The following is a 25,296-nucleotide window of genomic DNA, read 5'->3' as shown; positions in this document are numbered from 1 at the left end:
GCTCAGCCCCTCGTCCGCGGGTCGATGACGCGGTAGGCCAGGTCGAGCAGGGTGCTGATGGTCACGTACGCGACCGCGGACAGCAGCACCACGGCCATCACCACCGGCATGTCCCGTCCCGTGACGGCCTCCATGGCGACCCGCCCGAGCCCGGGACGCCCGAACAGCACCTCGGTGATCACCGCCCCGCCGAGCAGCGTGCCGGTGAACCATCCGGCCAGCGTCACGGCGGGGATCAGCGCGTGCCTGAGGGCGTGCCGGGCCACCAGCGCGCGCTCGGTCAGCCCACGGGCCCTGGCGGTGACCGCGAACGGCTGCTCCAGGGCCCGTTCGAGCCCGCCGCGCAGCACCTGGCCGAGCACGCCCGCGATCGGCAACCCCAGCGAGAACGCGGGCAGCACCAGCGCGATCGGCCCCGTCGCCCCCGAGACCGGGAACCAGCCGAGCGTGAAGGAGAACACCGAGAGCAACACGATCCCGATCAGGAACGGCGGCACCGACACCGACACCAGCTCGGCCAGCGAGGCCGCGCCGCGCAGCAGCCGCCCGCGCCCGGCGGTGACGATCGCGATCACCCCGGCGAGCACCACGCCGACCCCGGCCGCCGCGAGCGTGAGCTGCGCGGTGGGCAGGATCTGCGTGGCCAGGACCTCGCCCACCCCGAGCTGGAGCTGGTACGAACGCCCGAGGTCGCCGTGCACCAGCCGCCACAGGTAGGACAGGTACTGGACGATCTCCGGCCGGTCGAGCCCCCATTCCTGGACGATCCGCGCCCGGATCTCCGGCGTGTCGGCCCCGTCGCCGATCAGGATGTCCACGGTGTCGCCGGGAGCGAGCAGCAGCGCGAGGTAGGAGGCCGTGGCCGCCGCCCACAGGACGGCGAGCCCGGTCCCGAGCCGTCCGATCACGTCCCGATCCGTACGTCGTAGGCCCCGGCGGGCGTGCCGGACGCGGGGTCGAAGCCGAGCCCCTGGACGCTCTTCCGCGCGGCGATCTGGTCGGCCGGCACGTAGAGCGGGAACACGACGGCCTTCTCCCGCACCACCGCCTGCTGGACCTGGGCGTAGAGCTTCTTCCGCGCCGCCTGGTCGGAGGTGGCCGACGCCCGCGCGAGCCATCGGTCCACCCGGCCGTCGGCGAAGTGGGTGCGGTTGATCGCGCCCTCGCCCGGCAGGATGAGGTTGAGCGCCGCGCCGACGTCGGAGTCGCCGCGCGAGTTCTCGAAGATCTCGTACTCGTTCTCCTCGACGGCCTTCTGCGCGCTGCCCTGATCAACGATCTTGACCTGGAAGTCGATGCCCGCGCTCTGTTTGACCTGCGCCTGGATGGCCTGGGCGAGGATGTCGCGGCGGTCGCGGACGAACGGCGCCGAGGCGACCGTGCGCACGGTGAGCCGCCGGCCGTCCTTGACCCGGTAGCCCTCGGCGTCGCGCTGTCTCCAGCCGGCCGCGTCGAGCAGCGCGTTCGCCTTGGCCGGGTCGCCGGCGTAGGCGTTCTCCAGCGTGGCGTCGTAGAACGGGCTGCGCTCGCCGACGACACTCCACGCCCTGGTGGCGGTGCCCTGGTAGACCGACCGCAGGACGGCGTCCACGTCCACGGCCTCGCGGAACGCCTCGCGTACGCGCTGGTCGTCGAAGGGGGCACGACCGGTGTTGAAGTAGTAGGAGAAGGAGGTGCCGGAGTTGAGCGAGGTCCGCAGGGCCAGATCCGGGTCCTTCTGGATCAGGGCCACCTCGGTGGCCGGGACGCCCTCGATGACCTGCACCTGGCCCGACGTGAGCGCGCCCACCCGGACCGCCGCCTCCGGCAGGAACCGGTAGGTGATCTCGGAGAGGTAGGCGGGGCCCTGGTGCGCGGCCCCGGCGGGCGGCCACTTGTAGGCGGGGTTGCGGTGGTAGCGGATCTCCTGGCCGGCCACGTACCGGTCGAGGACGAACGGCCCGGTGCCGACCAGGTCCGTGCCGCCGAACTTGAGATCCTTGGCGTGCTTGAGCGAGGCCGGCGAGATCTGCCCGGCGTACGGGGAGGCGAGGAAGTCGAGGAACAGCCCGTCCGGCTCCTTGAGCGTGATCTTGACCGTGTACGGCGAGACCACCTCGGCCCTGTCGAAGGCCCGTAACTGGATCGCCGAGACGGCCGGGTTGTAGCCGGGCACGCGGAACTGGTCGAGGTTGGCCTTCACCGAGGCGGCGTCGAACCGCGTCCCGTCGTGGAAGGTCACGTCCTGCCGCAGGTCGAGGGTGTAGGTCAGGCCGTCGTCCGACGCCTTCCACGAGGTGGCCAGCCAGGGGTGGAAGGTGCCGTCCTCGGCCCGCGAGAGCAGCGCGTCGAACTGGTTGAACACCAGCAGCCGGACCTTGTTCTGCGCCCACTGCTGAGGGTTGAGGGTGATCGGCTGCGTCTCGATCGCCCAGGTCAGGGTGGTGCCGGGGGCCTGCTCTGCGGGTCCCTGGGCGCCGCACGCGGCCAGCGTGAGCGCCAGCAGGACGGGAGTCAGGCGCCTCACGGTCGTTCCCAGGCTTCGGCGAGCAGCTCGTAGGAGCGCACGCGGTCGGTGTGGTCGTGGGTGATGGTGGTGACCAGCAGCTCGTCGGCCCCGGTGACCCGGCGCAACACGCGCAGCCGTTCGGCCACGGTCTCCGGGGTGCCGACGAACTGGGTGTCGATCCGGTCCTGGACCAGCTCCCGGTCGGCGTCGGACCAGACGTGCGCGGCCGCCTCCTCCGGCGTCGGGTACGGCATCGCGCCCGCCCCGGTCCTGATGCTGCGCACCCACAGCCCGTACGGCGAGGCCAGCTCGCGCGCCCTGGCCTCGTCCTCGGCGACGACCGCGTCGGCCGACACGATCACGTACGGCTCGGCCAGCTCGTCCGACGGCTTGAACGCCTCCCGGTACGCCTCCACCGCCTCCAGCACGCTGGACGGGCTGACGTGGTAGTTGGCCGCGAACGGCAACCCGCGTTCCCCTGCGACCTGGGCACTCTGCCCGCCGCTGCTGCCGAGGATCCAGACCTGGAGGTCGGCCCCCTCCCCGGGCACGGCGTGCGCCTCGTGGGTGCCCTTGAGCAGGGCCAGCACCTCGTCGATCTGGTCGGCGAAGTCGGGTGTCTCCGCTCCCGGCTGCTGGAGCAGGGTGGCTTGGAAGGCCAGGTGCGGATGCCGGGCGAGCCGCGTCCAGTCGAACGGCGGCGGGATGAGCAGCCCGTCCACCACCCTGGCCTCCTGCCGTTCCGGAGGCCGGGCGTGGGCCAGTTCGGCCCTGCGCTGCCCGGACCGCCCGATCCCCAGATCGAGCCGCCCCGGATACAGCGCGTCGATGAGCCCGAACTGCTCGACCACCGACAGCGGTGTCTGGTGACCGAGCTGCACGGCTCCCGAGCCGACCCTGATCGTCGAGGTGGCCGCCGCCACCAGGCCGATCAGCACGGCGGGGGCCGAACTGGCCACACCCCGGGCGAAGTGGTGCTCGGCCAGCCAGTAGCGGCCGTAGCCGAGCGCCTCCGCACGGCGGGCGAGGTCGATGGTGTTGCGCAGCGCGTCGGCCGCGGTGCCGCCCGAGCTGATGGGGGCCAGGTCGAGGATGGACAGGCTCATGACGTGCTCCCCGGGAACGGGCGGCTGGGGATCTCCTTGCGCAGCACCGGCGCGATCTCGGCCTGGAACAGCTCCAGCGTCTCCCTGTGCTGCCCCGGCGTGAGGCCGTCGGCGTCGGCCTGCAAGTGCATGACCTCGTGCCCGAACCGCTTGTGGTACCGCAGCACCTTGTCGATGATCTGCTGCGGGCTGCCGACCAGGATCGAGCTGCGCTCGACGGCGTCCTCCAGCGTGGGGAAGACCGGCTCCACGCCGACCCGCCGGAACGTCTCCAGGCGGGCCTCGTAGATCGGCCGGTAGACGGCGAGGGCCTCCTGCGAGGTGCGGGCCGCGTAGAAGCCCGCGGTGCCGGCCCCGACCAGGGCGTCCGCGGGGTCGTGACCGTAGTGCTCCCAGCGCTCGCGGTAGTGGTCGATCAGCTCGGCGTACGGCTCGATGGGGTTGGTGACGTTGGCGGAGAACAGCGGGTCGCCGTAGCGGGCGGCCAGGTCGACCGACTCCTTGCTGGTCGCGCTGCCGTGCCAGACCCTGATCGGGCGTTGCAGCGGGCGCGGCCAGGTCTCGGCGTCGGTCAGCGAGGGACGGAAGCGGCCCTCCCAGGTGACCTTGTCCTCCCGCCAGAGGCGGCGGAACAGCTCGTACGACTCGCGGTTGCGCTCCCACTGGTCCTCGGTGGTGACGTGGAAGAGCTTGGCCTGCGCCGCGCCGTTCCCCTTGCCGACGATCAGTTCGAGCCGGCCGCCCGACAGGTGGTCGAGCGTGGCGTAGTCCTCGTACGCGCGGACCGGGTCGAGCAGGCTCAGCGTGGTGACCGCGGTGAACAACCTGATCCTGGACGTCCTGGCCGCGATGTTGCTGAGCACGACCGGGGGCGAGGAGGAGATGAAGGGGCGCTCGTGCCGCTCGCCGACCCCGTACCCGTCGAAGCCCAGTTCCTCGAAGAGCACCGCGTTCTCGACGACCTCGCGGAAGCGTTCTGTGGGTGATCTGCCATCGTTGTGGACAATCAATGTGATGCCCAGAAATTTCATGACACCTCCGCGTACCTGCTCGCCGGGCGCGGCAGGCCGAGGAGCCCGCGTAACGTCCCGGCTTCGTACCTGCTCCTGAATGCCCCGCGCCCGCGCAGCTCGGCCGTCAGCTCCCGGCTGATCCGCTCCAGGTCGTACGGCACCGCCCCCGGCCGCAGCCGGAACCCCTCGATCCCGGCCCGCTGCCACTCCAGCAGCAGCCCGGCCAGCTCTTCTACGCTCCCGGTGAAGATCGCCGCGTCGGAGGCCAGTTCGGCCCCGTCCAGCTCGTCGAGCCGGGCCTTGCGCCGGGCCGCGTCCGGGCCCAGGAAGACGACCAGGTCGGCGAAGATCTTCAGCTCGCCGGACAGGCCCCTGACCTCCTCGACGACGGCCCGCGCCTGCTCGGCCGAGTGCGGCGTGACGAAGACGACGTCGGCGCCGCTCGCCGCGAACTCGTACGGCAGCCGCGCGTGCGCCAGCGCGGTCACCACCGGCTGCCCCTGCGGCGACCGGGGCGTGATGGACGGGCCCTTCACCGAGAAGAAGCCGCCCTCGAAGTCGATGTAGTGGAGTTTGTCCCGGTCGATGAACCGGCCGGTGGCCACGTCCCTGATCTCGGCGTCGTCCTCCCAGCTGTCCCAGAGCCGCCGGACCACCTCCACCGCGTCGGCCGCCTCGGCGAACAGGGCACGTACGTGCGGGTCGGCCGACAGGTCCACGCCGCCGGGCCGGTTCAGCACCTGGTCGAGCGGGGGGAACCGGCGCCGTCCGAAGTGGGCCGCCTCGGCGGCCCGCGCCGAGACCTGCGGCCGCCAGCCCGCCCGGCCGCCGCTGACGTGGTCGAGCGTGGCGATGCCGATGGCCACGTGGAACGGCTCGGTGTGCGTGGTGGTGGCCGTCGGCACCAGCCCGATCCGGCTGGTGAGCGGCGCCAGCCGGGCCGCGAGCAGCACCGCGTCGAACCGGCCGCGTACCTGGTCGGTGCGGTCGTCGGGGCCGTCGGGCAGGGTGGACTGCAGTCCGAGGGCGTCCTCGATGGTGACGAAGTCGAGCAGCCCGCGCTCGGCCTCGGCGACCAGGGCCGCCCAGTGGCGGGCCGAGAACAGGTCCGCGGCGGGGGCCTCGCGCCAGGCGGCGGGGTGCCAGCCCGCGCCGTCCAGCGCCACGGCCAGGTGCAGCGTCATGACAGCTCCAGGTGGTCGCGCAGGGTGGTCCCGGTGTACTCGGTGCGGAAGACGCCGCGTTCCCGCAGCACGGGCACCACCCGGTCCACGAACTCGTCCAGCCCGCCGGGGGTCAGGTGTGGGACGAGGATGAACCCGTCGGCCGCGTCCGCCTGCACGTGCTCGTCGATCTGCCGGGCCACGCTCTCCGGCGTGCCGACGAACGTCTGCCGCCCGGTCACCTCGATGACCAGCTCGCGAATGCTCAGGCCCTTCTCCCCGGCCAGCGCCCGCCATTTGGCCGCCACCTCGGCGCGGTCCTTGATCGGCACCCGTCCTTGGGAGACGCCTTCCGACAGGTCCGGCTCGATGTCGGGGAACGGTCCATCCGGGTCGAAGCCCGACATGTCCCGCCCCCACACCTGCTCCAGGAACGCGATCGCGGTCTGCGGGCCGACCTGCTGCCGACGGATCCGGGCCGCGTTCTCGGCGGCCTCCTCCTCGGTGTCACCCAGCGCGAACGTCACGCCGGGCATGATCTTGAGCTGGTGGGGTTCGCGGCCGTACCTCGCCAGGCGGCCCTTGACGTCGGCGTAGAAACGCCGGCCGTCCTCCAGCCTGCCGTGCGGGGTGAAGATGACGTCGGCGTTGGCGGCGGCGAACTCGCGGCCGTCGTCCGAGTCGCCGGCCTGGATGATCACCGGGTGCCCCTGCGGGCCGCGCGGCAGCGTGAACCGGCCCTCGACGGTGAAGTGCCTGCCCCGGTGGCTGACCGTGCCGACCGCGCCCTCCCTCAGGAACCGGCCCGCGCCCTGGTCGGCGAGCACGGCGTCCGGCTGCCAGGAGTCCCACAACTCGCGGGACAGGCGCACGAACTCCGCGGCCCGCTCGTACCGGTCGGCGCGGTCCAGGTAGCCGCCCCGGCGGAAGTTCTCGCCGGTGAAGGCGTCGGAGGTGGTGACCACGTTCCAGGCGGCCCGGCCCTCGCTCAGATGGTCGAGCGTGGACAGCCGCCTGGCCAGCTCGTACGGCTCGTTGAAGGTGGCGTTGACCGTGCCCGCGAGCCCGAGCCGCTCCGTGACCGCGGCCAGGGCGCTGAGCACGGTCAGCGACTCGGGCCTGCCCACCACGTCCAGGTCGTGGATGCGGCCCTTGAGCTCGCGCAGCCGCAGCCCCTCGGCCAGGAAGAAGAAGTCGAACGTGCCGCGCTCGGCCGTCCTGGCAAGATGGACGAACGAGGCGAAGTCGATCTGGCTGCCCGACCGGAGATCGGCCCATACGGTGGTGTTGTTCACGCCGGGGAAGTGCGCGGCGAGGTGCACCTGCTTCTTGCGCGTCACCGGCCCCGCCCGTGCGGCGTGTTCCAGGCTCCGGGCAGGCCCTCGATGCTCTCGCCGAAGGCCGGGCGCTGGTAGAGGTCGCGTGCGTAGCCCCAAAGGTGCTCGAAGTCCGGCAGCTCACGCTCGCTGATGAGGTGGTCGTGGTTGTGCAGTCCGTCGAACCTGACCAGCGTCACCCACAGCCGCACGTCCGCCTCGGTGATCGTGTCGCCGGTCAGGAAACGCTGCTCGGCCAGGCGTTCGTCCAGGCGTTCCAGTGCCGAGACGACGCGGTGGCGCTCCTCCTCGCGGGCGGCCACCGTGCCGGCGGGGGCCACGCGCGTGACGCCGGTGTTGATGTCGTGGTAGATCCACGCGTTCAGCTTGTCGATCTCGGCGCGCAGGTGCTCGGGGTAGAGGTCGACCGAGGTGTCGGCCCACTTCTCGAACTGGGTGGCCAGGTCGATCGTGATGTCCGGGAAGTTGTTGCTGACGATCCCGCCCCGCACCCGGTCCCAGAGCACGGGCACCGAGACGTGGCCGGGATAACCCCGCTCGGTGGCGTCGTACGCCTGCTCCAGCAGGGTGAACCCGTTGACCGGGTCCGGGCCCCTGTGCTCCCTGAAAGCCCAGCCGCGGCCGTCGCGCTCGTCGTCCACGTACGACAGCGAGACCACGTCCTCCAGGCGCTTGAGCTTGCGGACGATCACGGCTCGCTGGGCGTACGGGCAGGTCCAGGCGACGTAGAGGTGGTAGCGGCCGGGTTCGGCGCGGTAGCCGCTGGTCCCGTCGGCGGTGACGCGGTTCTGGAACGGGTAGATCGGGCGGTCCCAGCCGGCCGACAGGTGCAGGCGGCCGGGGCCGTAGCGGCCGTAGGCGACGCGGTCGACGGGGCTGGCGTAGACCGGCGTGCCGGTGGTGGCGGTCACAGGTTCTCCTGGTGGGGTAGGAAGCGGCCGAACCGGCCCTGGTGATAGAGGAGCGGGCGGCCGGTGTTGTGCGTGGCCGCCTCGGCCACCAGGCCGACGACCAGCACGTGGTCACCGACCTCGACGGTCTCGTACGGCAGGCAGATGAGGTGCGCCGAGACGTCCGCGAGCAGCGGCGCGCCCAGCGGTCCCGCCCGCCAGTTCGTGGGCGCGGCGAACCTGTCGACGCCCTTGCGCGCGAACCGCGCCGCCAGCTCGGCCTGGTCGCTGGCCAGGATGTTGACCGCGAAGTGGTCGGCGCCGCGCAACCACGGCCAGGTGGTCGAGGACTGGTCCACGTAGAAGGAGACGAGGGGCGGTTCGAGGCTGACCGAGGAGAACGAGGTGGCGGTGAGTCCGACCGGGATGCCGTCGCTCTGCGCGGTGATCACCACCACCCCGCTGGCGTGCACAGCGAGCGCCTGGCGGAACACATCGGCGCCGACGGACTGCTGGTCGGGCAGCGTGTCGGTCATGCGCTCGCCTTCGTTCTGGACGGGCGGACAGGTCTGATTGCGATCACGGGAAGGCTCCTCACGGGAGAGAAGGCGTGCTCACGCGGCTCCCGGCGGCGCGGCCGGGAGCGCGGAAAGGGGGTTCGTCAGCGGAGGCGTGGACGGCGTCGGCCACGCTGGAGCGCTCAGAGGAAGGCGGGCTGCTGCTGGTCCGTGATCAACGACACTGGGCGCTGGCGACGTGGCCGAAGTCCACGTGCGGGCGCCTGGTCAGGAGAGTGCCCTGGCTCATGTCAACGACGCTAAGCCGCCGGAAGCCGGAAGTCAATATTCCCTACTGGTTTTAAAGGGAATACCTATTGTGCGGAATCGCGAAGTTTGGCCGGTGGCACCGGGATCGCCGGGAACGGGTTGTCGGGCAGCAGGATGACCCGGCGCGCCTGCCGGGGCTGCATGGCCGCGTCGAGGTGGAGCAGGGCGGCCCCGATGCCGGCCGCGCCGACCATGTAGCCGGTGTCCGCGCTCACCTCGCCGGGACGCAGCCGCCGGTACGCCTGGTACCAGCGGAAGCCCTGCCCGTCGTGGTTGTCGCCGCGCCCGATGAGGTGACCGGCGAGCACGCGGGCGTACTCCAGCCGCGACTCGTCGCCGGTCGCCGCCCACAGGCCGACGAACAGTTCGAGCAGCCCGGCCGCGCCGCAACACTGGCAGGCCACGTTCCAGAAGCCGTCGGTCTGCCGGTGGGGCGCGCCGCTCTCGACGATGCCGTGCGCGAGCCGTTCGGCCCAGTCGAGGTGCCCGGCGTCGCCGGTCACCCGGTAGAGCTCGTAGAACATGCGCGCCACGCCCGCCGAGCCGGAACAGAAGCCCAGGTAGTGCAGCTCGCGCCCCTGCGGCACGTGGTGCGGGACGACCGCGCACCGGCCCGCCACCGCGCTCACCTCGCGCACGAAGCCGGCGCCGCGGCCGGCCGCCTCCAGGAAACGCCGTTCGCCCGTGACGCCGTAGAGCCTGGCCAGGAGGAACGCGGTGCCCGCCGTGCCGGACAGGAAGCCCGGGGTGACGGCGTCGAGGGGCAGGTCGGCGCAGTCACCGAAACGGTGGCCGGGCACGGCCAGCCCGGCGATGCGCTCGCCCGCCGCCACCGCGGTCTCCTCGTAGCCCCGCACGCCGAGCGCGGCGGCCGCCTGGAGCAGCCCCAGCACGATCCCGCCGTCGCCGCGCTGGGCCGGCTCACGCGTCCAGCCGACGCCGCCGTCGAGCGGGCGCGCGGCGCGCACGATCGTGTCGGCCACCGCGACGGCCTCCTCCTCGAAGAGCCCGTCACCGAAGGCCCAGCCGGCCTCGATGAGCGCGACGAGGGTGCCGGTCAGGCCGTGGTAGAGGGACAGGTCGGCGCGTTCGCGCCAGGTGGCGGCCAGGTAGCGGGCGCCCTTGCGGGCGTCGTCCAGGTACGCCTCGTGGCCGGTCGCGGCGGCCAGCTCCAGGAAGAACAGCACGATGCCGGCGGCGCCCGCGTACAGGGAGGCGGAGTCGCCGGCGGCGGCCGACCTGCCCCTGGCGTCGGGGTTGGCACGCCAGTGACGACCCCTGCCGTCGTCCACGGCGGCGGTACGGATCCAGCGGCCCGCCATGATCGCGGCGGTCAGCGGAGTCTCGGCGCGCTCACTCGGCGAGCGGGTCCGGTCCAAGCCCATACTCCATTCTCCCACACTTCTGGTAGGAAAATCGGTGTTTCGCCAAGGGTTCGCCTCCATCATCCCGGGTAACGGAACGGTGACGTAACGTACTGAACGGGGAGGGCGTCGTGAAGCGTGCCGTCAGCTGTGCCGCGATCCTGGCCCTGGCCGCCACGGGCTGCACGAACATCGGGTTCGACACAGGTCAGCACCTGCCGCAGAACGACGGCGCGAACGCCGACCTCAAGGGCGTCGTGCACGTGCGCAACGCCTACCTCCAGGCCGCCCCGGGCCAGGCCGCCTCCCCCACCTCGCCGGCCTCCGAGCAGACCCTGTACGCCGTGGTGATCAACGACGGCGACAAGCCCGACCAGCTCCAGCACATCACCGTCGAAGGCGGCGGCGGGACGGTGCAGCTCTCCGGCGCCGCCGCCGACATCCGGCCCGACCAGCCCGTGGGCGCCAACCAGCAGCCCCTCGGCACGGTCACCGGCGTACGCGGCACCTCCGTGCCCATGATCTTCACCTTCCGCGACGCGGGGGCCGTGCGCGTGATCGTGCCCGTGAAGTCGAACACGAGCCAGTCCCCCGCCGGTCCCACCACGATGACCACCCCGGCGGCGCCGGGGCACGCGCCGCGGCATTCACCCGCCCACTGACGGCCTGAGCGCCTCCAGGAGCCGGTCCAGCTCGGCGGCGATCAGCGGCAGGTCGGCCTCCGGGTCGGTGGAGCGGGCCAGCAGCATGCCGCCCTCGCAGATCGAGCCGAAGACGAGCTGCGCGCGGGCGGGCACGTTCCCGCCCGCGATCCGCCCGCCCTCGGCGGCCCTGCGCATGCCGCCGAGCAGGACACGCAGCATGTGGTCGTACTCGATCTCGCGGACCGTCTCCCAGCCCAGCACCGAGGGCGCGTCGAGCAGCACGACCCGCCGGAAGCCCGGGTCGAGGCAGTGCTCCAGGAAGGTGCGGCAACCACGGCGCAGCGCCGCGAGCGGATCCTCCTCCTCGGCCCCGGCCCGCTCCAGGGCCGCCGCGACCTCCGCCAGCTCGCCGGTGAACGCCGCGCGGAACAGCGCCGGCTTGCCCCCGAAATGGTGGTACGCGGCCCCCTTGGTCACCCCCGCGAGGGCGGCGACGGCGTCGATCGAGGTGTCGGCGTAACCGTGCTGCCCGAACAGGCGGCGGGCGGCGCCCACGAGCCGGGCGGTCGTCTCGTCCGTTCGTTCTGCCTGCGTACGGCGGCTCATTGACTTCCATACTCCTAGTACGTATGTTCGAATCACGTACCAGAAGTATGGAACATGGAGGCCGCTCGTGTCCTCATCACCCATCGCCGTCTACGGAGCGACTGGACATACCGGACGCCTGGTGGCGGCGGAACTGCGTGCCCGCGGGCTGGAGGTCATCCTGGCCGGCCGCGACGCCGCCCGGCTCAAGACCGTCTCCGACGAGCTCGGCGGGGCCCGCGTCCACGAGGCCCCGCTCGACGACCCCGACGCCCTGCGGGCCCTCACCGCCGAGGCCGCCGTGCTGATCCACTGCGCCGGCCCTTTCACCGACACCGGCCGGCCCGTCGCCCTGGCCGCGGCCGAGTCCGGCTGCCACTACGTCGACCACGCCCTTGAGCAGCACCACACCAAGTGGATGTTCGACACCATGCCCGCCCCCGCCAGGGACGCGGGCAGCACGATGATCACCGCCATGAGCTTCTACGGCGGCATGGGCGACCTGCTGGCCGCCGCCGTGGCCGCCGACCTGACCGGCATCGACCGGGTGACCAGCGCGTACGCCGTGTCCGGCTGGCGGCTGACCACCGGCGCGCGGAAGACCGCCGAGCTGCTGTTCGCCGACACCCGCCGCATCACCTACGACGACGGCGCCCAGCACGTCGGCTACGTCGAGCCGCGCAACGTCGTCTTCCCCTTCCCCCCGCCGCTCGGCCCGCGCACGATGATCGCGCCGATCCCGTCGTCGGAGGTCGTGACCGTGCCCAGGCACGTGCCGGCGCGCCGGGTCGAGGCGCAGCTCACCGCGCACACCTTCGAGGAGGAGGGCGCGTTCACCGGCGATGCCGTCGATCCGGCGACCAGGGCCGGGTCGGAGTTCACCGTGGCCGTCCAGGTCATCACGGAGGACGGCGGCGCGGCCGGCCGGATCACCGGCCGCGACCTGTGGCGGCTCAGCGCGCTGGCCTCGGTGGAGGCCGCCGTGCGGCTGGCCGGCGGCCAGGGTCCCGGGCCCGGCGTGTTCGCCCCGGCCGAGGCGTTCGCCGCCGAGCCGTTCCTGCGCGACCTCGAAGCGCTCGGGCTGTTCAGGCTCACCCTGCCGGAAAGGACCGGGCGATGATCCTCGTCACGGGCGCGGCGGGCGGTCCCCAGGGCGGCACCGGCAGGCAGGTCGTGGAGCAGCTCCTGCGGCGTGACCAGTCCGTCCGCGCCTTCGTGCACGCCGACGACGAGCGCGCCGGGGAGCTGCGCAAGCTCGGCGCGGACGTCGTCGTCGGCGACCTGCGCGAGATCAGGGACGTGCGGCCCGCGATGCGCGGGGTCCGGCGGGCGTACTTCACCTATCCGGTGACGGCCGGGCTGCTCGACGCCACGGGCGCGTTCGCGGCGGCGGCCAGGGAGGAGGGGGTCGAGCGGGTGGTCGAGGTCTCCCAGCTCGACGCCTCCCCCGAGGCCGGCACACCGCGCATGCGCCGCCATTGGCTGTCGGAGCAGGTCTTCGACTGGGCCGGGGTGGGCGCGGTGCACCTGCGCGCGGCGGTCTTCTTCGAGAACCTGGCCGTCGTGGCGGACGCGTACGGCGAGCTGGCGCTCCCGCTCGGCCCTCCGGACACGCTGATCCCGCTCGTCGCCGCCTCCGACGTGGCGCGGGTGGGCGCGGGCCTCCTCCTGGACCCGGCGCCGGCCGACCCGGTGTGCCTGCTGACCGGCCAGATGGCGACGGCCGGGGAGGCGGCCGACGCCCTCGGGGTGCCGTACGCGGACCTGCCGCCCGAAGAGTGGGAACGGCGGGCGCACGACGTGTACGGCGACCCGTACGCCGTCGAGCACCTGACCCACCTGTGGGCGATCTTCCGCTTCATCGGCTCGAACGACCATCCCCTCTACCGCGTCACCGAGAACATCGAGCGCGTCGGCGGACGCCGCCCGGTGACGCTGCGCGAGTTCGCCGCCACCCGGGACTGACCGGCTCCCGGGCCCAGGAGGGTCGCCGGGCGGGTCAGCGCCTGACCGCGAGCACCAGGCGTGCGACCGCGTCCCGCCCGGCGGCCTCCGCCGCCGCCTCCTCCTGCTCGGCGGCCACCCGTACGTCGTAGGCGGCGCGGGCCGTGGCGATCTCGCTCTGGTGCTCCTCGGTCCAGGTGACCAGGGCGCGGATGGTGGCGTGCAGCGTGCCGCCAAGGGGCGTCAGCGCGTAGTCCACGCGGGGTGGCACCGTGGCATGGACGGTACGGCTGACCAGACCGTCGCGCTCCAGGTGGCGCAGCGTCCTGGTCAGCATGCGCTGGCTCACGCCGTCGATCATCCGGCGCAGCTCGGTGAAGCGCAGGCTGCGCCGGTCGAGCAGGGCGATCACCTGAAGGGACCACTTGTCGGCGATCCGGTCGAGGATCTGCCTGACCTCGCAGTCCTCCCGCTGGTCCCATTGCAGCACGTCGTAGTCGGTATCCCCGCAGTGACCGAGGGACATCGAAGTTCCGTCTTCCATAGGCACCAATGGTCACCAAAAATGCTGCTGGTTACAAGAAGGAACCGACCATTGTGGAAGGAACGCATCATGTCTCCCTTGAACCAGCGCATGGACGCACGTGCCTGGAGCGTGCTGTTCGTGCTGGCCGGAGCCGTTTTCCTGGAAGGCATCGACGTGGCCATGCTGAACGTGGCGCTGCCGTCGATCCGCGCCGACCTCGGCCTGTCCACCGGCATGCTCAGCGGCGTGGTCAGCGCGTACGTGCTGGGGTACGGCGGTTTCATGCTGCTGGGCGGCCGGGCCGCCGACCTGCTCGGCCGCCGCCGCATGTTCCTGACCTGGCTGACGGTGTTCCTGCTCTTCTCCGGCCTGGGCGGTCTGGCGACCGAGGGGTGGATGTTGCTGGTCGCGCGGTTCGTCACGGGCGTCGCCGCGGCGTTCATGGCGCCCGCCGGTCTGGCGCTGGTCACCGGCAACTTCCCCGAGGGCCCGCAGCGCACCAAGGCCCTCGGCGTGTACGCCGGGACCGCGGCGGGCGGCTTCTCGCTCGGCCTGGTCGCCGGCGGCCTGCTGGCCTCGATCGGCTGGCGCTGGGTGTTCTTCGCGCCGGTGGCGCTGTCGGCGCTGATCCTGCTGGCCGCCGTCCCGCTGGTCAAGGACTCCGGCGAACGGGTGCGGGGCTCGTTCGACCTGGCCGGGGCGCTGACCGTCACCGGCTCGATGTTGCTGCTCGTGTACGGCGTCGTCCGCCTGGAGGCGCCCGCCGACGGGACATGGATCACGGTCGCGGTCTTCGCCGCCGGGCTGGCGCTGCTCACCGCGTTCCTGCTGATCGAACGCCGCTCGGCCGACCCGCTGGTCCACCTGGACGTCCTGCGCTCGGGGCCGCTCGTCCGCGCCAACCTGGGCGCGCTGCTGTTCCTCGCCTCCTTCGCCGGCTTCCAGTTCCTGGCCACGCTCTACCTCCAGGAGGTACGCGGCTGGAGCACCCTGCAGACGGGCCTGGCCATGCTGGTGATCGGCATCGACACGGTCCTGGCCCCCACGCTCACGCCCCGGCTGGTGAACCGGTTCGGCAACGCCCGCGTGCTGTTCGCCGGGATCGTGTTGTCGGCGCTGGCGTACGTGCTGTTCCTGCCGGTCGGCCCGGACTGGACGTACGCCGCCATGTTGCCCACCATGCTCCTGCTCGGCCTGGCCTTCTCCCTGACCTACGGCCCGCTGACCATGGCCGCGACCGAGGGCGTGGCCGAGGACCGGCAGGGCCTGGCCGGGGGCCTGCTCTACACGGCGATCCAGTTCGGCACCGCGCTCGGCCTGTCGGCGGTGACCGCCGTGAACGTGGCCGCGCTCGGCGGCGGCTCGGCGACCAGCCTGGACTCGCTCAGGACGGCCCTGGTCGTCCCGGTGGCCGCCGCGGCGGTAGCCGTGCTGGTGACCGCGTTCGGCCTGCGTGCCCGCGCCGCCGAACCCGCCGCGCGGCCCGTGCCCGAGACCGTCGGCTAGGACGATCCCCTGCGCAGGAAACTCCACGGCCGGACGATCTCGCGGCCGGGCGGCGGCTCCTCGGCCTGGAGCCGGTCGAAGAGCAGGTCCACGACGTCGGTGAAGTCGTGCCTGAGCGGGCCGACGGTGCTGAGCGGCGGGTTGCTGATCAGCCCCTCGTCGATGTTGCCGACGCCGACCACCGCCAGGTCGTCCGGGACGCGCAGCCCGGCGTCCCTGGCGGCCTGGACGACGCTGATGGCGGCCCGGTCGGTGGCGGCGAAGAGCGCGTCGGGGCGGTCGGGCGAGCGCAGCAGTTCGGCGGCGGTCCGGTAGGCCGACACCCGGTCGTCGGCGCCGGGGATGACGACCCGCTCGGCGACGCCGTGCCGGTCGAGGGCCGTCGTGTAGCCCAGCAGGCGGCCGACCGGCCGGTCGCGGGTGAGCTCGCAGCGCTGGCCCATGAACACGATCCGCCGCCGTCCGCCGGCCAGCAGGTGCTCTACCGCCTCGGCGCACGCCTCGGTCTCCGGGGTGCGTACGACGTCGCAGCCCTCGGGCACGTCCTCGTTGCGCAGCGCCACCATGGGCAACTCAGCGGCGGCCAGCTCGGCCAGCAGGTCGCCGGTGAGGTGGTCGCCGGTCACATTGAACAGCGCGCCGTCGGCGATGCCGCCGAGCAGCACGTCGGTCGCGGACCGGGCGCGGGCCGGCGAGCAGACGGCCAGCGTGACCACCGAGTAGCCGCGGGCGTCGGCCCTCTCGTGCAGGTCGGCGGCCAGCCGCTCGTCCGCCGGCACCCCGCCGAACGAGCCGAGCACCAGGCAGACCCGCTGGGTGCTGCGCCGCCGCAGGCTGCGGGCCGCCTGGTCGGGGGTGTAGCCGAGCTGCCTGGCCGCGTCGAGCACCCGCTGCCTGGTCTGCGCGCCGACGGGACGGTCCCGCCCGCTGAGCACGTAGGAGACGGTCGCCACGGACACGTTCGCCAGTTCGGCCACCTGCCGCGCTGTAGGTCTCACCCCTAGATCATGACTCCTTGCGCACCCGGGAGAGCTTGTCGGGGTTGGCGACCGTGTAGATGTCGCGCACCTGCGACCCGTCGGGGGTCAGGTCGACGACCATCACGGCGAACGGCGCGTTCTCCACGAACACCACCGCCGAGGGGTCCCCGTTGACCTCCCTGTACTGGATGTCCAGCCCCTCCATCGGCTGCGCGGTGCGCGCGACGAGCAGCCGGGCGACCTTGTCGCGGCCGTGGACGGGACGCGGCCCGCCCACCACCGACTTGCCGCCGCCGTCGGCCCACAGGGTCACCTCCGGCGCCAGCAGCTCCATCAGCGCGTCGAGGTCCCCGCCGAAGGCCGCGGCCACGAACCGTTCGGTCACCTCCTGCTGCACGCGCGCCTCGACCCGGTTGCGCGGCCGACGGGCCTGGACGTGCTCACGGGCGCGGTGCGCGAGCTGACGCACCGCCGCCGGGCTGCGGCCGATCATGCCGGCGATCTCGTTGTGCTGGTAGGCGAACACCTCGTGCAGGATGAACACGGCCCGCTCCAGCGGCGTCAGCGTCTCCAGCACCACCAGCAGGGCCAACGACACCGACTCGCCCCGTACGACCTCCTCCGCCCCGTCGGCGGCCGAGACCAGCGGCTCGGGCAACCACGGCCCGACGTACGTCTCGCGCCGGCGGCGCAGCGCCGACTGATGGGCGAGCGCCTGGTTCACGGCGATCCGCACCAGGTAGGCGCGTGGGTTGCCGATCTCCGCCGGATCCCTCGACGACCAGGCCAGCCAGGTCTCCTGGAGCACGTCCTCGGTGTCGGAGACGCTGCCGAGCATGTTGTACACGATGGAGAACAGCAGCTCCCGGTGGTCGGCGAACACGTCCGTCATTCCAGGCATCATGTCCCCTGAGAGCCTTTACGGCCTATGGGTGTGACATGACGTGCGTCACATCAGGTAACGCAGCCACAGGTACGGCGTGGCCAGCGCGACGGTCGTCGCCGTGACGATCAGGCCGTACTTCGTGAACTGCCAGAAGCTGATCGGGGTGCCGTTGCGCGCCGCGATGCCGAGGATGACCACGTTCGCCGCCGCGCCCACGGCCGTGGCGTTGCCGCCCAGGTCGGCGCCGAGCGCCAGGGCCCACCACAACACCTGCGCCGGCCCGTCGCCGCCGTTGGCCTGGACGAGGTCGGCCACGATGGGGCTCATGGTGGCCACGTACGGGATGTTGTCCACGATGGCGGACAGGACCGCCGAGGCCCACAGCAGGACCATCGTGGTCAGCCCGAGCTGCCCATGGGTGGCCTGCGCGGCGGCCTGGGAGACCTGGGCGATGACGCCGGTCTCCACCAGCGCCCCGACCATGACGAACAGTCCCGCGAAGAACACCAGCGTGGGCCACTCCACCTCACGGATCGCGTCCTCGGTGGTCACCTTGGTGACGGCCACGAGCACGCCCGCGCCGAGCAGCGCCACCACGGACGGCTCGTAGTGCAGCACGGGATGCAGCACGAACGCGGCCATCACCACCGCGAGCACGGCCAGCGACTGCCACAGCAACCTGTGGTCGGCGATCGCCTCGCGCTCGTCGAGCGCCATGATCTCGGCCGCCAGCTCGGGGTCGTAGGTGAACGACCGGCGGAACATCACCCGGCACAACCCGATGAAGACCACGATCAGCACCACGATCAGCGGCGTCAGGTGGACGAGGAAGTCGTTGAAGGTCAGCCCGCCCCGGCTGGCGATGATGATGTTCGGCGGGTCGCCGACCAGGGTGGCGGTGCCGCCGATGTTGGAGGCCATCGCCTCGGCGATCAGGAACGGCGCGACCGGCAACGCCAGCCGCTCGCAGACCAGGAACGTCACCGGCGCGATCAGCAACACGGTGGTCACGTTGTCCAGCAGCGCCGACGCGCCCGCGGTGATCAGGATCAGCAACACCATGAGCCGGAACGGCCGCCCTCTGGCGCGTTTGGCGGCCCAGATCGCCAGGAACTCGAAGACGCCCGTCTGCTTCAGCACGCCGACGATGACCATCATGCCGAGCAGCAGGAAGATGACGTTCCAGTCGATGCCGGTGTGCTCGTCGAAGAAGGCCGCGCCGCCGTCGGTGGCGTGCAGCAGCAACATGAGCCCCGCGCCGCCGAGCGCCGCGGCGACCCGGTGCACCTTCTCGGTGGCGATCAGCGTGTACGAGGCGAGGAAGACGGCGACCGCCAGCCACGCGGTGACGGTCACGGCGGACCGCCCGGGGAAAGCTGCAAGGGGAACTCCACGATCGACAACGGAATCGCCGACCAGACTTCCCGGCACACCTGCGTACAACCTATCAAGAGGCGTGACCGGCGGGCCGGCTCCCGCCGGTCACGTCCCTCGGGCCCGCGGTGGTCAGCCGACGGTGAACTGGCCCTTGAAGTCGCCCCTCAGCACGCTGCCGGTCCTGCCCGACACACACGTGCCCGAGCCGCCGAGCAGGGAGGTGTCGAACCGGCCGTTGAACGTCCGGCCCCTGAACAGCCCGGACTGGATCGTGCCGGCGACCTTGGCCGTGTCGTTGTCGGTCTCGACGATGCGCACGGCGGCCTTGCTGGTCCGCGTGGCCCCGTTGACGGTCCAGCCGATGGTGATCGTGCCGGTGCCGCCGGGGGCGGTGTCGCGGGTGAAGGCGGTGCCGTCGTTCCACTTGCGGAAGCCGTCCCCGCGGTCGCGGAAGACGCCGTCGGAGCTCCCGCGCTCCTCGCGGTCGTAGACGATGCGGTCGGCGAGGTTGCGCTCCTCGCGGTCATGGATGATGCGGTCGGCCAGGCTGCGGTCGTGCCGGTCGTAGATGATGCGGTTGGCGAGGTTGCGGTCGCGGTCGCGGAACATGCGGTCGAAGATGTTTTCGTCCTCGAACACGTGTGCCGCGGCGCGCCCGCCGCAGCTCGGCGTCACGCCGTTGAAGCTGGCCCGCATGCGGGCCGCCGTGACGCCCGAGCCGCTGCGGTCGACGCAGTTCCACGGGGCCCTGCGGCTCCAGGAACGCTCCAGATGCAGGAGCCGCTGCGCCCCCGGCAGATACTGGGCCTGACCGGACACCGTGCAGGAGATCGCGACCGCGGCCTGCGCGGCCGCCGGGACGACGGCCGGCGTCAGTGCGGTCAGCCCGGCGACGGCCAGGGCGGGCAGAGACGTGACGAGAGTGGGCATGGGTCTGCTCCTTTGCGAGACGGGACGGACCGACCCGTCGCGGCAGGACAGGTCGTCGCGAGCGGGCCGGCCGGGCCCGCCATCGCCCTCCAGTGAGAGGTCCCGATCTCGGACGCTACGAACAGGGACGCAAAGATCGCCCCAAAGAGCCGCACGTGGCGTCCCAGATGTACGAACTCACCCCCGCCTGTCCCGCCACCGCGTCTGCTTGGCCCGGTTGCCGCAGAGCTCCATCGAGCACCACCGCCGCGTACGGGAGCGGGAATGGTGGTAGAAGGCCCATTCGCACTCGTCGTTCGCGCACGCCTTCAGCCGGCTGCTGTCGTGGGGCGCGTTGTCCCTCGGCGCGCTGCTCGGCGGCGCGCCGACCACGGCACTCGGCCCGTGGCCCGCCGCCGCCATGGCCCTCTCGACGGCCCCGGTCATCCTCTCCTCGACCCGCGCCGTCACCACACTCACCGACGCCACCTGACCACCTGGGACGAAAGGTCACGCGGGCTCCGCCCGTCAGGACAGCAAATTGTGGGTGCGGGCGGCGGCCGCCGCCTGTGTACGGGTGGCGACGTCGAGCTTGCCCAGGATGTTGGACACGTGCACGCTCACCGTCTTCTGCGCGATGAACAGCCGCCCGGCGATCTCCCGGTTGGTCAGCCCCTCGGCGACCAGCCGCAACACCTCGACCTCGCGCGCCGTCAGCGCCCCCTCGGGCTGTCCGCCGCCGAACCGGGCCCGCCTGCCGAACTCCAGCAGCGCGGCCTCCAGCGGCGCGGCCCGCAGCCTGCCGGCCGCCTCCTTGGCCAGGCTCCACTGCTCCTGCGCCTCTTCCCGCTCGCCCGCCGCGAGCAGGGCCTCGGCCAGCCGCCAGCGGGTCCTGGCCACCTCGTAGACGAAGCCGAAGTCGAACGCCGCGACCACCTTGCGCCACAGCTCGACGTCGAGCCGGCCCTGGAGCCGCAGCCACTCGGCCTCCACCCGCAGCGCCCACGCCTGCCCCTCGGGACCGAGCTGGACGAACTCGCCGGTCGGGCCCCGCGTGGCGGCGAACCGGGCACGGGCCAGCAGGTCGTCGGCGCCCTCCGTGGTGCCGAGCTCGGTCATCGCCGACAGCCCGACGGCGGCCAGCCGCAGCGTGCCGGACTCGCCCTCGTCGAGCGTCGCCAGGGCCGCGTGGACGTGGTCGAGCGCGGCGGCCGGATCGCCGTTCCACAGGGCGTGCTCGGCGGCCATGCCCCGCGACATGTACGTGGCCAGGGCGTCGTGCCAGAACGGCCGCAACCACTCAAGGCGTGCCTCGACCGCGGGCAACCCCCGCCCCACCTCGATGAACAGCGCGAACGACGACAGGATGGCCTCCGACAGCGTGCCCACCCGCGCGCCGAACCCGGCGGCCACCGCCTCCGCCGCGTCCCATTCGCCCGCGACGTAGTGGATGAGCAGGCGCAGGAAACGCAGGTCGGTGCCGTAGGTGCTCCAGTTGAGGCCGGTGTCGACGGCCAGTTTGACGCCCGCGTCGGCCACCTCGGCGGCCTGGGCGAGCATGCCCTGCTCGTAGTGGATGCGGGCGTGATGGAAGCGGGCCCGCAGGTCCATCGCCAGGACGCCCGTCTCCCGGGCGGAGGCGCTCTCGACCAGTGAGTGGGCCCGCGCCACGTCGCCGCGGTTCTCGACATAGCTGGCCAGCGTGAGCAGCGCGCCCACCTCGGCGTCGACCGCGCCGCTGGCGCGGGCCGTCTCCAGGGCTCGGGCCGTCAGCGGCTCGACTTCGTGGTGGCGCGGGCCCCACAGCAGTGTGCGGGCCTGGGTGGCGAGGGCGCGCGCGAGGCTCGGCGCGTCCTCGGCGCTCTCGACCGCGCGCTCGGCCGCCGCGATCGCGCCGGGCGGGTCGTTGGTCTCGAAGAGGTAGTAGGCCAGCCGCTCGTCGACCTCGGACGTCGGCGGCAGCGCCCGCAGCCGGGTGACCGCCCGGTGGTTGTCGCCGCTGTCGGCCGCCGCGACGGCGCTGCGGAAGGCGAGGGCGGCCCGGCTCTCCCCGGCCAGCTCCTCGGCGCCCTCCACCCGGTCCCACAGGCCGAGCGCCTGGTCGTAGTGGTTGTGGGCCTCGGCGGGCGCGCCCAGCCGCTCGGCCTCGCGGCCCGCCTGCGCCGAGGCGGCGAGGGCCCCGGCCAGGTCGTGGCTGGCGAGATGGTGGTGGGCCAGCTCGGCGGACGAGGTGAGCAGGCGCGCGAAGTCGGCGTGGAGCCGGGTGCGCTCGCCGGGCAGCAGGTCGGTGTAGACCGCCTCCTGCAACAGGGCGTGGCGGAAGGCGTAGCCGTAGCCCTGGACCTTCAGCAGGCCGCGCGAGACGATCTCCCTGACCGCCTCCTCGAACTCGGCCAGCGGCAGCCCCGAGACCTCGCGCAGCAGCTCGTCCTCCACCCGGCGGCCGGCGACCGCGGCGGCGCGCAGCACCCGCTGCCCGGCCTCGGACAGCACCTCGACCCGCGACAGCAGCAGGCTGGCCAGCCCGTCGGGCAGGCTGTCGCCCTCGGACATGGCCGCGAACAGCTCTTCGGCATAGAACGGGTTGCCGCCGGCGCGCGAGACGATGAGCCCGAGCTCCTGCGCGTCCACCTCACCCAAGGTCGTGACATAGTCCGACATCTCGCCGGACTCCAGCGGGCCCAGCTCCACGTTCGTCACCGACGGCAGCCGCTTCAGCTCGGCCAGCACCGCGCGCAGCGGATGGCGGCGGTGGAGGTCGTCGGTGCGGTAGGTGCCGACCACGCAGACACGCTCGCTCTGGAGCATGCGGCTGAGGAAGACCAGCAGGTCACGGGTGGAACGGTCGGCCCAGTGGAGGTCTTCGATCACGAACAGCACCGGCTGGACGTCGGACAGCAGCCCGAGCAGCGACCCGAACAGCCGCTGCTGGGTGAGCCCGGCCGAGGGCGCCCCGGTGTCGTGGCCCGGCAGGAGCTGGCCCAGCATCGGATGGGCGGCGACGGCCTCGCGCACGGCGGGCTCGGCGCCGCGCAGCGCGTCGGCCAGCGGCAGGTAGGGCAGCGCGTCGCCCAGCTCGGCGCACTGGCCGACCATGACGTGGAAGCCGCGCTCACGCGCCTCGGCCACCAGCTCTCCGGCCAGGCGCGTCTTGCCGATCCCCGCGTCGCCGCCGACGAGCGCGACCCCGGCCGTGCCGTCGGCCGCGGACTCCAGCACACGCACGAGCTTGGACAGCTCGGCCGAGCGCCCGACGAGAAGACCGTTCACGCCAGCAAGTGTGCCACGCGGCGCCGACACTCCATTGGTCCACGTCATCGTCGTGGAATTGGCCCTCTTCGTCATACCAAACCCATTCTACGCTGCTGTTTCGTGATCTCCTTGACGACTTTCCTGCTCTTCGCCACGGCCTCCCTGGTCCTGGTGCTGGTCCCCGGCCCCAACCACCTCTACATCGCCGCCAGGGGCCTGGCCCAGGGCAGGGCGGCCGGCCTGGCCAGCGCGCTCGGCGTGGAGGCCGGCACGCTGGTGCACATCGCCGCGGCGGCCGCCGGGCTCTCGTACGTGATCTCGCGGTCGGCGGCGCTGTTCGCGATCGTCAAGTGGGCGGGCGTGGCCTACCTGCTCTACCTGGGCGTACGCGCCTTCACCGGCAAGGACGCGCAGGCCGGGGCGCCGCCCGCGCAACCGCTGGCCAAGGTGTTCCTCGAAGGGGTCCTGGTCAACGTGCTCAACCCCAAGGTGGCGCTGTTCTTCCTGGCCTTCCTCCCGCAGTTCGTCGACCCGGGGGCCGGCTCGCCCGCGCTGCAGATCATTGTGTTCGGCCTGACGCTGCTGTTCCTGGGCCTGATCTCCGACCTCGTGTACGCGCTCACCGCCGGCGCCCTCGGCACCCGCCTGACCCGCGCCGCCCGGACCCTGCGGTACGTCAGCGGCGTCGTCTACCTGGGCCTCGGCGTGGCCACGGCGTTCGCCGGGAGAAAATGACCTATGGCGCCGAGGAAGCAGCAGGAGATCTTCGACGCGACGCTGTGGATGGTCGCGGAGAAGGGCTATGACGGGCTCACGGTCGAGGGGGTCGCCGAGCGCTCGGGGGTCAACAAGACGACCATCTACCGGTGGTGGCCGTCGAAGGCGGCGCTGCTCGGGGCCGCGCTGGTCGAGTCGGACGTGCTGGGGTTCGAAACGCCCGACACCGGCTCGTTCCGGGGCGACCTGGTGGCCCTAGTGGAGCAGATCGTACGGCTGCTCACCGAACCGCCCGGCAGCGACATCGCGGTCACGGCCCTGGCCGCCGCCGTACGCCATCCCGAGCTCGACGCCCGCCGGTTCTTCGCCGACCGGTTCGCGCGGGAGCGGGTGATCTTCGAGCGTGCGGCGCGCCGGGGCGAGCTGAGCGCGTCGGCCGACCCGTTGCTGATCGTGGACCTGCTGGCCGGGGCCGTGTGGATACGCGCGGTCTTCCGCGGCCTGCCCCTTCCGGAGGGCTACGCGGAGAAGGCCGTGTCGGTCCTGCTCGACGGCCTCTGAGCGGACGTGCGGAGGTTTCAACCGGCGGCGGCCAGGGCTTCCGGGATGCGGTCGAGCACCGGGTGGGGCACCAGCCCATAGGCGTAGAAGTCGACCGCGAGAGCGCCCGCCGCCTTCGCGCCCCTGGCCTTGGCCACCAGGCGGTCGGTCGAGTCGCTGTCAGGGTAGCCGGGCCGCAACACCGCCCGCACCTCGCGGTCCTTGCCCACCGAACGCAGGTAGGCGCCCACGTCGTCGGCCACCCGCGCCGCGTCCCGCGCGTACGCCAGCACGCCGAAGGCGGGCACCAGGTCGCCCAGCGCCACCAGGTCCACCCCGAGCTGCCAGGCGTCGTGGGCGGCCAGGCCCGGCGTCGGCAGGCCGTCCCGGTAGCCCTTCACCGCCCCCGTCGAGTCGATGAAGACCAGCTTGCAGCCCTCCTCGGCGACCGCCGAGGACACCTCCGACACGAGCGTGGTGACGGTCTCGGAGCGCGCCCGCGCGTACGCCACCACCTCGGGCCCGGCGTAGGCGGTGAGCGCCGCCCTGGTCACCTCGCCCTGCGCGGCCGGGTCGCCGTCGAAGACCCCGCCCACGATCCGCGCGCACTCCTCGCGCGCCACCTCGGCGTTGACGCCCAGGTCGGTGGCCCTGCGCATGCAGTAGTCGCAGAAGCAGAGCCCGAACAGGAACGAGTCCATGGGCCCGAGCTGCACGAACGAGCGCTGCGGCTCGACCGGCGTGAAGTGCAGCGCCTCGGCGACCACGCTGTCGACGCCCAGCCTGGCCACCGCCCTGGCCAGCGCGACGGAGTACTCGCGCACGTCGGGATGCGCGGGGCACAGGTCGATGAGCGAGCCGCGGTCGCCGAAGCAGTCGCGCACGGTCACGTCGGGGTGCTCGGTGCCGAGCGTGGCGTTGCGGAGGAAGACCGTCCAGCCGTGGAGCTTCAGGCCGCGCCCGGCGCACGCCTCGCGCAGCCCGGCGAGGGCGTGGACGTGACCGGGCACGGGAGCGAGCCGGAGCCCGTCGAACAGCTCGGCCGGCGGGGTGAAGTGGGCGCCGTCGTGCCTGACGGTCAGCCTGGACAGTCCGTGCGGGGTGACGTCGAGCGCGGCGTGGTGGACGGCCCCGACCGTGACGCCGTCCACTCCGTACGCGCTGATCCTGTCGAGCACCCGCTCGACGCCCTCACCGTGCAGGTCCTCGGCGAAGACGTATACCGAACTGTCCACGTGCAGA

General features: G+C 72.5%; 24 protein-coding genes. 6 read left to right on the top strand and 18 right to left on the bottom strand.

The window, feature by feature from the left end:
• Nucleotides 1-2: 2 nt before the first annotated feature.
• The 9 genes from IEZ27_RS27505 to IEZ27_RS27465 form a co-directional block, all read right to left on the bottom strand.
• Complete coding sequence (locus IEZ27_RS27505) at nucleotides 3-908, bottom strand: ABC transporter permease (protein WP_189649883.1); 906 nt, start codon at nucleotides 906-908, stop codon at nucleotides 3-5.
• Entirely contained in the window at nucleotides 905-2,506 is a 1,602-nt protein-coding gene (locus tag IEZ27_RS27500) for an ABC transporter substrate-binding protein (RefSeq protein WP_189649882.1), read from the bottom strand. The genes IEZ27_RS27505 and IEZ27_RS27500 overlap by 4 nt, the downstream gene beginning before the upstream one ends.
• Nucleotides 2,503-3,594 carry an LLM class flavin-dependent oxidoreductase gene (locus IEZ27_RS27495; RefSeq protein ID WP_189649881.1) on the bottom strand — a complete coding sequence of 364 codons (1,092 nt, stop codon included), beginning with the start codon at nucleotides 3,592-3,594 and terminating at the stop codon, nucleotides 2,503-2,505. The genes IEZ27_RS27500 and IEZ27_RS27495 overlap by 4 nt, the downstream gene beginning before the upstream one ends.
• Nucleotides 3,591-4,625 carry an LLM class flavin-dependent oxidoreductase gene (locus IEZ27_RS27490; protein WP_189649880.1) on the bottom strand — a complete coding sequence of 345 codons (1,035 nt, stop codon included), beginning with the start codon at nucleotides 4,623-4,625 and terminating at the stop codon, nucleotides 3,591-3,593. The genes IEZ27_RS27495 and IEZ27_RS27490 overlap by 4 nt, the downstream gene beginning before the upstream one ends.
• A complete protein-coding gene (locus IEZ27_RS27485) occupies nucleotides 4,622-5,791 on the bottom strand; it encodes an LLM class flavin-dependent oxidoreductase (RefSeq protein ID WP_189649879.1) in 1,170 nt (389 codons plus the stop codon). Before IEZ27_RS27485 ends, IEZ27_RS27490 begins: the two co-directional genes overlap by 4 nt.
• Nucleotides 5,788-7,110, bottom strand: coding sequence for an NtaA/DmoA family FMN-dependent monooxygenase (locus tag IEZ27_RS27480; protein WP_229824388.1), 1,323 nt, complete (start codon nucleotides 7,108-7,110; stop codon nucleotides 5,788-5,790). Before IEZ27_RS27480 ends, IEZ27_RS27485 begins: the two co-directional genes overlap by 4 nt.
• Entirely contained in the window at nucleotides 7,107-8,018 is a 912-nt protein-coding gene (locus IEZ27_RS27475; protein WP_189649878.1) for a glutathione S-transferase C-terminal domain-containing protein, read from the bottom strand. Before IEZ27_RS27475 ends, IEZ27_RS27480 begins: the two co-directional genes overlap by 4 nt.
• The gene (locus IEZ27_RS27470; protein WP_189649877.1) at nucleotides 8,015-8,533 is read right to left on the bottom strand and encodes a flavin reductase family protein; all 519 of its coding nucleotides are present in this window, start codon (nucleotides 8,531-8,533) and stop codon (nucleotides 8,015-8,017) included. The genes IEZ27_RS27475 and IEZ27_RS27470 overlap by 4 nt, the downstream gene beginning before the upstream one ends.
• Before the next feature lie 335 nt (nucleotides 8,534-8,868).
• Nucleotides 8,869-10,209 carry a lanthionine synthetase LanC family protein gene (locus IEZ27_RS27465; protein WP_189649876.1) on the bottom strand — a complete coding sequence of 447 codons (1,341 nt, stop codon included), beginning with the start codon at nucleotides 10,207-10,209 and terminating at the stop codon, nucleotides 8,869-8,871.
• 110 nt (nucleotides 10,210-10,319) lie between these two features.
• Here IEZ27_RS27465 and IEZ27_RS27460 point away from each other — a divergent pair, with 110 nt between their 5' ends.
• Nucleotides 10,320-10,850, top strand: coding sequence for a copper chaperone PCu(A)C (locus IEZ27_RS27460; protein WP_189649875.1), 531 nt, complete (start codon nucleotides 10,320-10,322; stop codon nucleotides 10,848-10,850).
• Here the strand turns inward: IEZ27_RS27460 and IEZ27_RS27455 are convergent.
• A complete protein-coding gene (locus IEZ27_RS27455) occupies nucleotides 10,836-11,438 on the bottom strand; it encodes a TetR/AcrR family transcriptional regulator (protein ID WP_189649874.1) in 603 nt (200 codons plus the stop codon). The genes IEZ27_RS27460 and IEZ27_RS27455 overlap by 15 nt on opposite strands.
• Nucleotides 11,439-11,505: 67 nt before the next feature.
• On the opposite strand from IEZ27_RS27455, the gene IEZ27_RS27450 reads away from it, so the two are divergent.
• Both IEZ27_RS27450 and IEZ27_RS27445 read left to right on the top strand, forming a co-directional pair.
• A complete protein-coding gene (locus IEZ27_RS27450; protein ID WP_229824387.1) occupies nucleotides 11,506-12,537 on the top strand; it encodes a saccharopine dehydrogenase NADP-binding domain-containing protein in 1,032 nt (343 codons plus the stop codon).
• Nucleotides 12,534-13,382 (top strand): NAD(P)H-binding protein, encoded by an 849-nt coding sequence (locus IEZ27_RS27445; protein ID WP_189649873.1) that lies wholly within the window; start codon nucleotides 12,534-12,536, stop codon nucleotides 13,380-13,382. The genes IEZ27_RS27450 and IEZ27_RS27445 overlap by 4 nt, the downstream gene beginning before the upstream one ends.
• Nucleotides 13,383-13,416: 34 nt before the next feature.
• On the opposite strand, the gene IEZ27_RS27440 is transcribed toward IEZ27_RS27445, so the two are convergent.
• On the bottom strand, nucleotides 13,417-13,905 hold the full coding sequence (locus tag IEZ27_RS27440) for a winged helix-turn-helix transcriptional regulator (RefSeq protein WP_189649872.1): 489 nt from the start codon (nucleotides 13,903-13,905) through the stop codon (nucleotides 13,417-13,419).
• 69 nt (nucleotides 13,906-13,974) lie between these two features.
• On the opposite strand from IEZ27_RS27440, the gene IEZ27_RS27435 reads away from it, so the two are divergent.
• Nucleotides 13,975-15,393, top strand: a complete 1,419-nt coding sequence (locus IEZ27_RS27435) for an MFS transporter (protein WP_229824386.1) — start codon at nucleotides 13,975-13,977, stop codon at nucleotides 15,391-15,393.
• Here IEZ27_RS27435 and IEZ27_RS27430 read toward each other — a convergent pair.
• The 6 genes from IEZ27_RS27430 to IEZ27_RS27405 form a co-directional block, all read right to left on the bottom strand.
• A complete protein-coding gene (locus IEZ27_RS27430; protein WP_189649871.1) occupies nucleotides 15,390-16,391 on the bottom strand; it encodes a LacI family DNA-binding transcriptional regulator in 1,002 nt (333 codons plus the stop codon). The genes IEZ27_RS27435 and IEZ27_RS27430 overlap by 4 nt on opposite strands.
• Before the next feature lie 7 nt (nucleotides 16,392-16,398).
• A complete protein-coding gene (locus IEZ27_RS27425) occupies nucleotides 16,399-17,265 on the bottom strand; it encodes an RNA polymerase sigma-70 factor (RefSeq protein WP_229824385.1) in 867 nt (288 codons plus the stop codon).
• Nucleotides 17,266-17,322: 57 nt separating this feature from the next.
• Entirely contained in the window at nucleotides 17,323-18,615 is a 1,293-nt protein-coding gene (locus IEZ27_RS27420) for an ArsB/NhaD family transporter (RefSeq protein WP_189649869.1), read from the bottom strand.
• A 150-nt stretch (nucleotides 18,616-18,765) separates the two neighbouring features.
• Nucleotides 18,766-19,566, bottom strand: a complete 801-nt coding sequence (locus IEZ27_RS27415; protein ID WP_189649868.1) for a hypothetical protein — start codon at nucleotides 19,564-19,566, stop codon at nucleotides 18,766-18,768.
• Between the two features lie 177 nt (nucleotides 19,567-19,743).
• Complete coding sequence (locus IEZ27_RS27410) at nucleotides 19,744-20,025, bottom strand: CGNR zinc finger domain-containing protein (RefSeq protein WP_229824384.1); 282 nt, start codon at nucleotides 20,023-20,025, stop codon at nucleotides 19,744-19,746.
• 48 nt (nucleotides 20,026-20,073) lie between these two features.
• Nucleotides 20,074-22,815: an ATP-binding protein gene (locus tag IEZ27_RS27405; RefSeq protein ID WP_229824383.1), complete on the bottom strand. Its 2,742-nt coding sequence runs from the start codon at nucleotides 22,813-22,815 to the stop codon at nucleotides 20,074-20,076.
• A gap of 102 nt (nucleotides 22,816-22,917) precedes the next feature.
• Here IEZ27_RS27405 and IEZ27_RS27400 point away from each other — a divergent pair, with 102 nt between their 5' ends.
• Both IEZ27_RS27400 and IEZ27_RS27395 read left to right on the top strand, forming a co-directional pair.
• On the top strand, nucleotides 22,918-23,532 hold the full coding sequence (locus tag IEZ27_RS27400; RefSeq protein WP_189649867.1) for a LysE family translocator: 615 nt from the start codon (nucleotides 22,918-22,920) through the stop codon (nucleotides 23,530-23,532).
• A 3-nt stretch (nucleotides 23,533-23,535) separates the two neighbouring features.
• On the top strand, nucleotides 23,536-24,075 hold the full coding sequence (locus IEZ27_RS27395; protein ID WP_189649866.1) for a TetR/AcrR family transcriptional regulator: 540 nt from the start codon (nucleotides 23,536-23,538) through the stop codon (nucleotides 24,073-24,075).
• A 17-nt stretch (nucleotides 24,076-24,092) separates the two neighbouring features.
• Here the strand turns inward: IEZ27_RS27395 and IEZ27_RS27390 are convergent, their stop codons facing one another.
• Nucleotides 24,093-25,289: a hypothetical protein gene (locus IEZ27_RS27390; RefSeq protein ID WP_189649865.1), complete on the bottom strand. Its 1,197-nt coding sequence runs from the start codon at nucleotides 25,287-25,289 to the stop codon at nucleotides 24,093-24,095.
• Nucleotides 25,290-25,296 lie beyond the last annotated feature (7 nt).

It is taken from the genome of Nonomuraea spiralis, from assembly GCF_014648435.1.
Lineage (GTDB): Bacteria > Actinomycetota > Actinomycetes > Streptosporangiales > Streptosporangiaceae > Nonomuraea > Nonomuraea spiralis.
The sequence above is the reverse complement of the archived record's forward strand: the minus strand, read 5'-3'. Positions and strand labels throughout refer to the sequence as shown.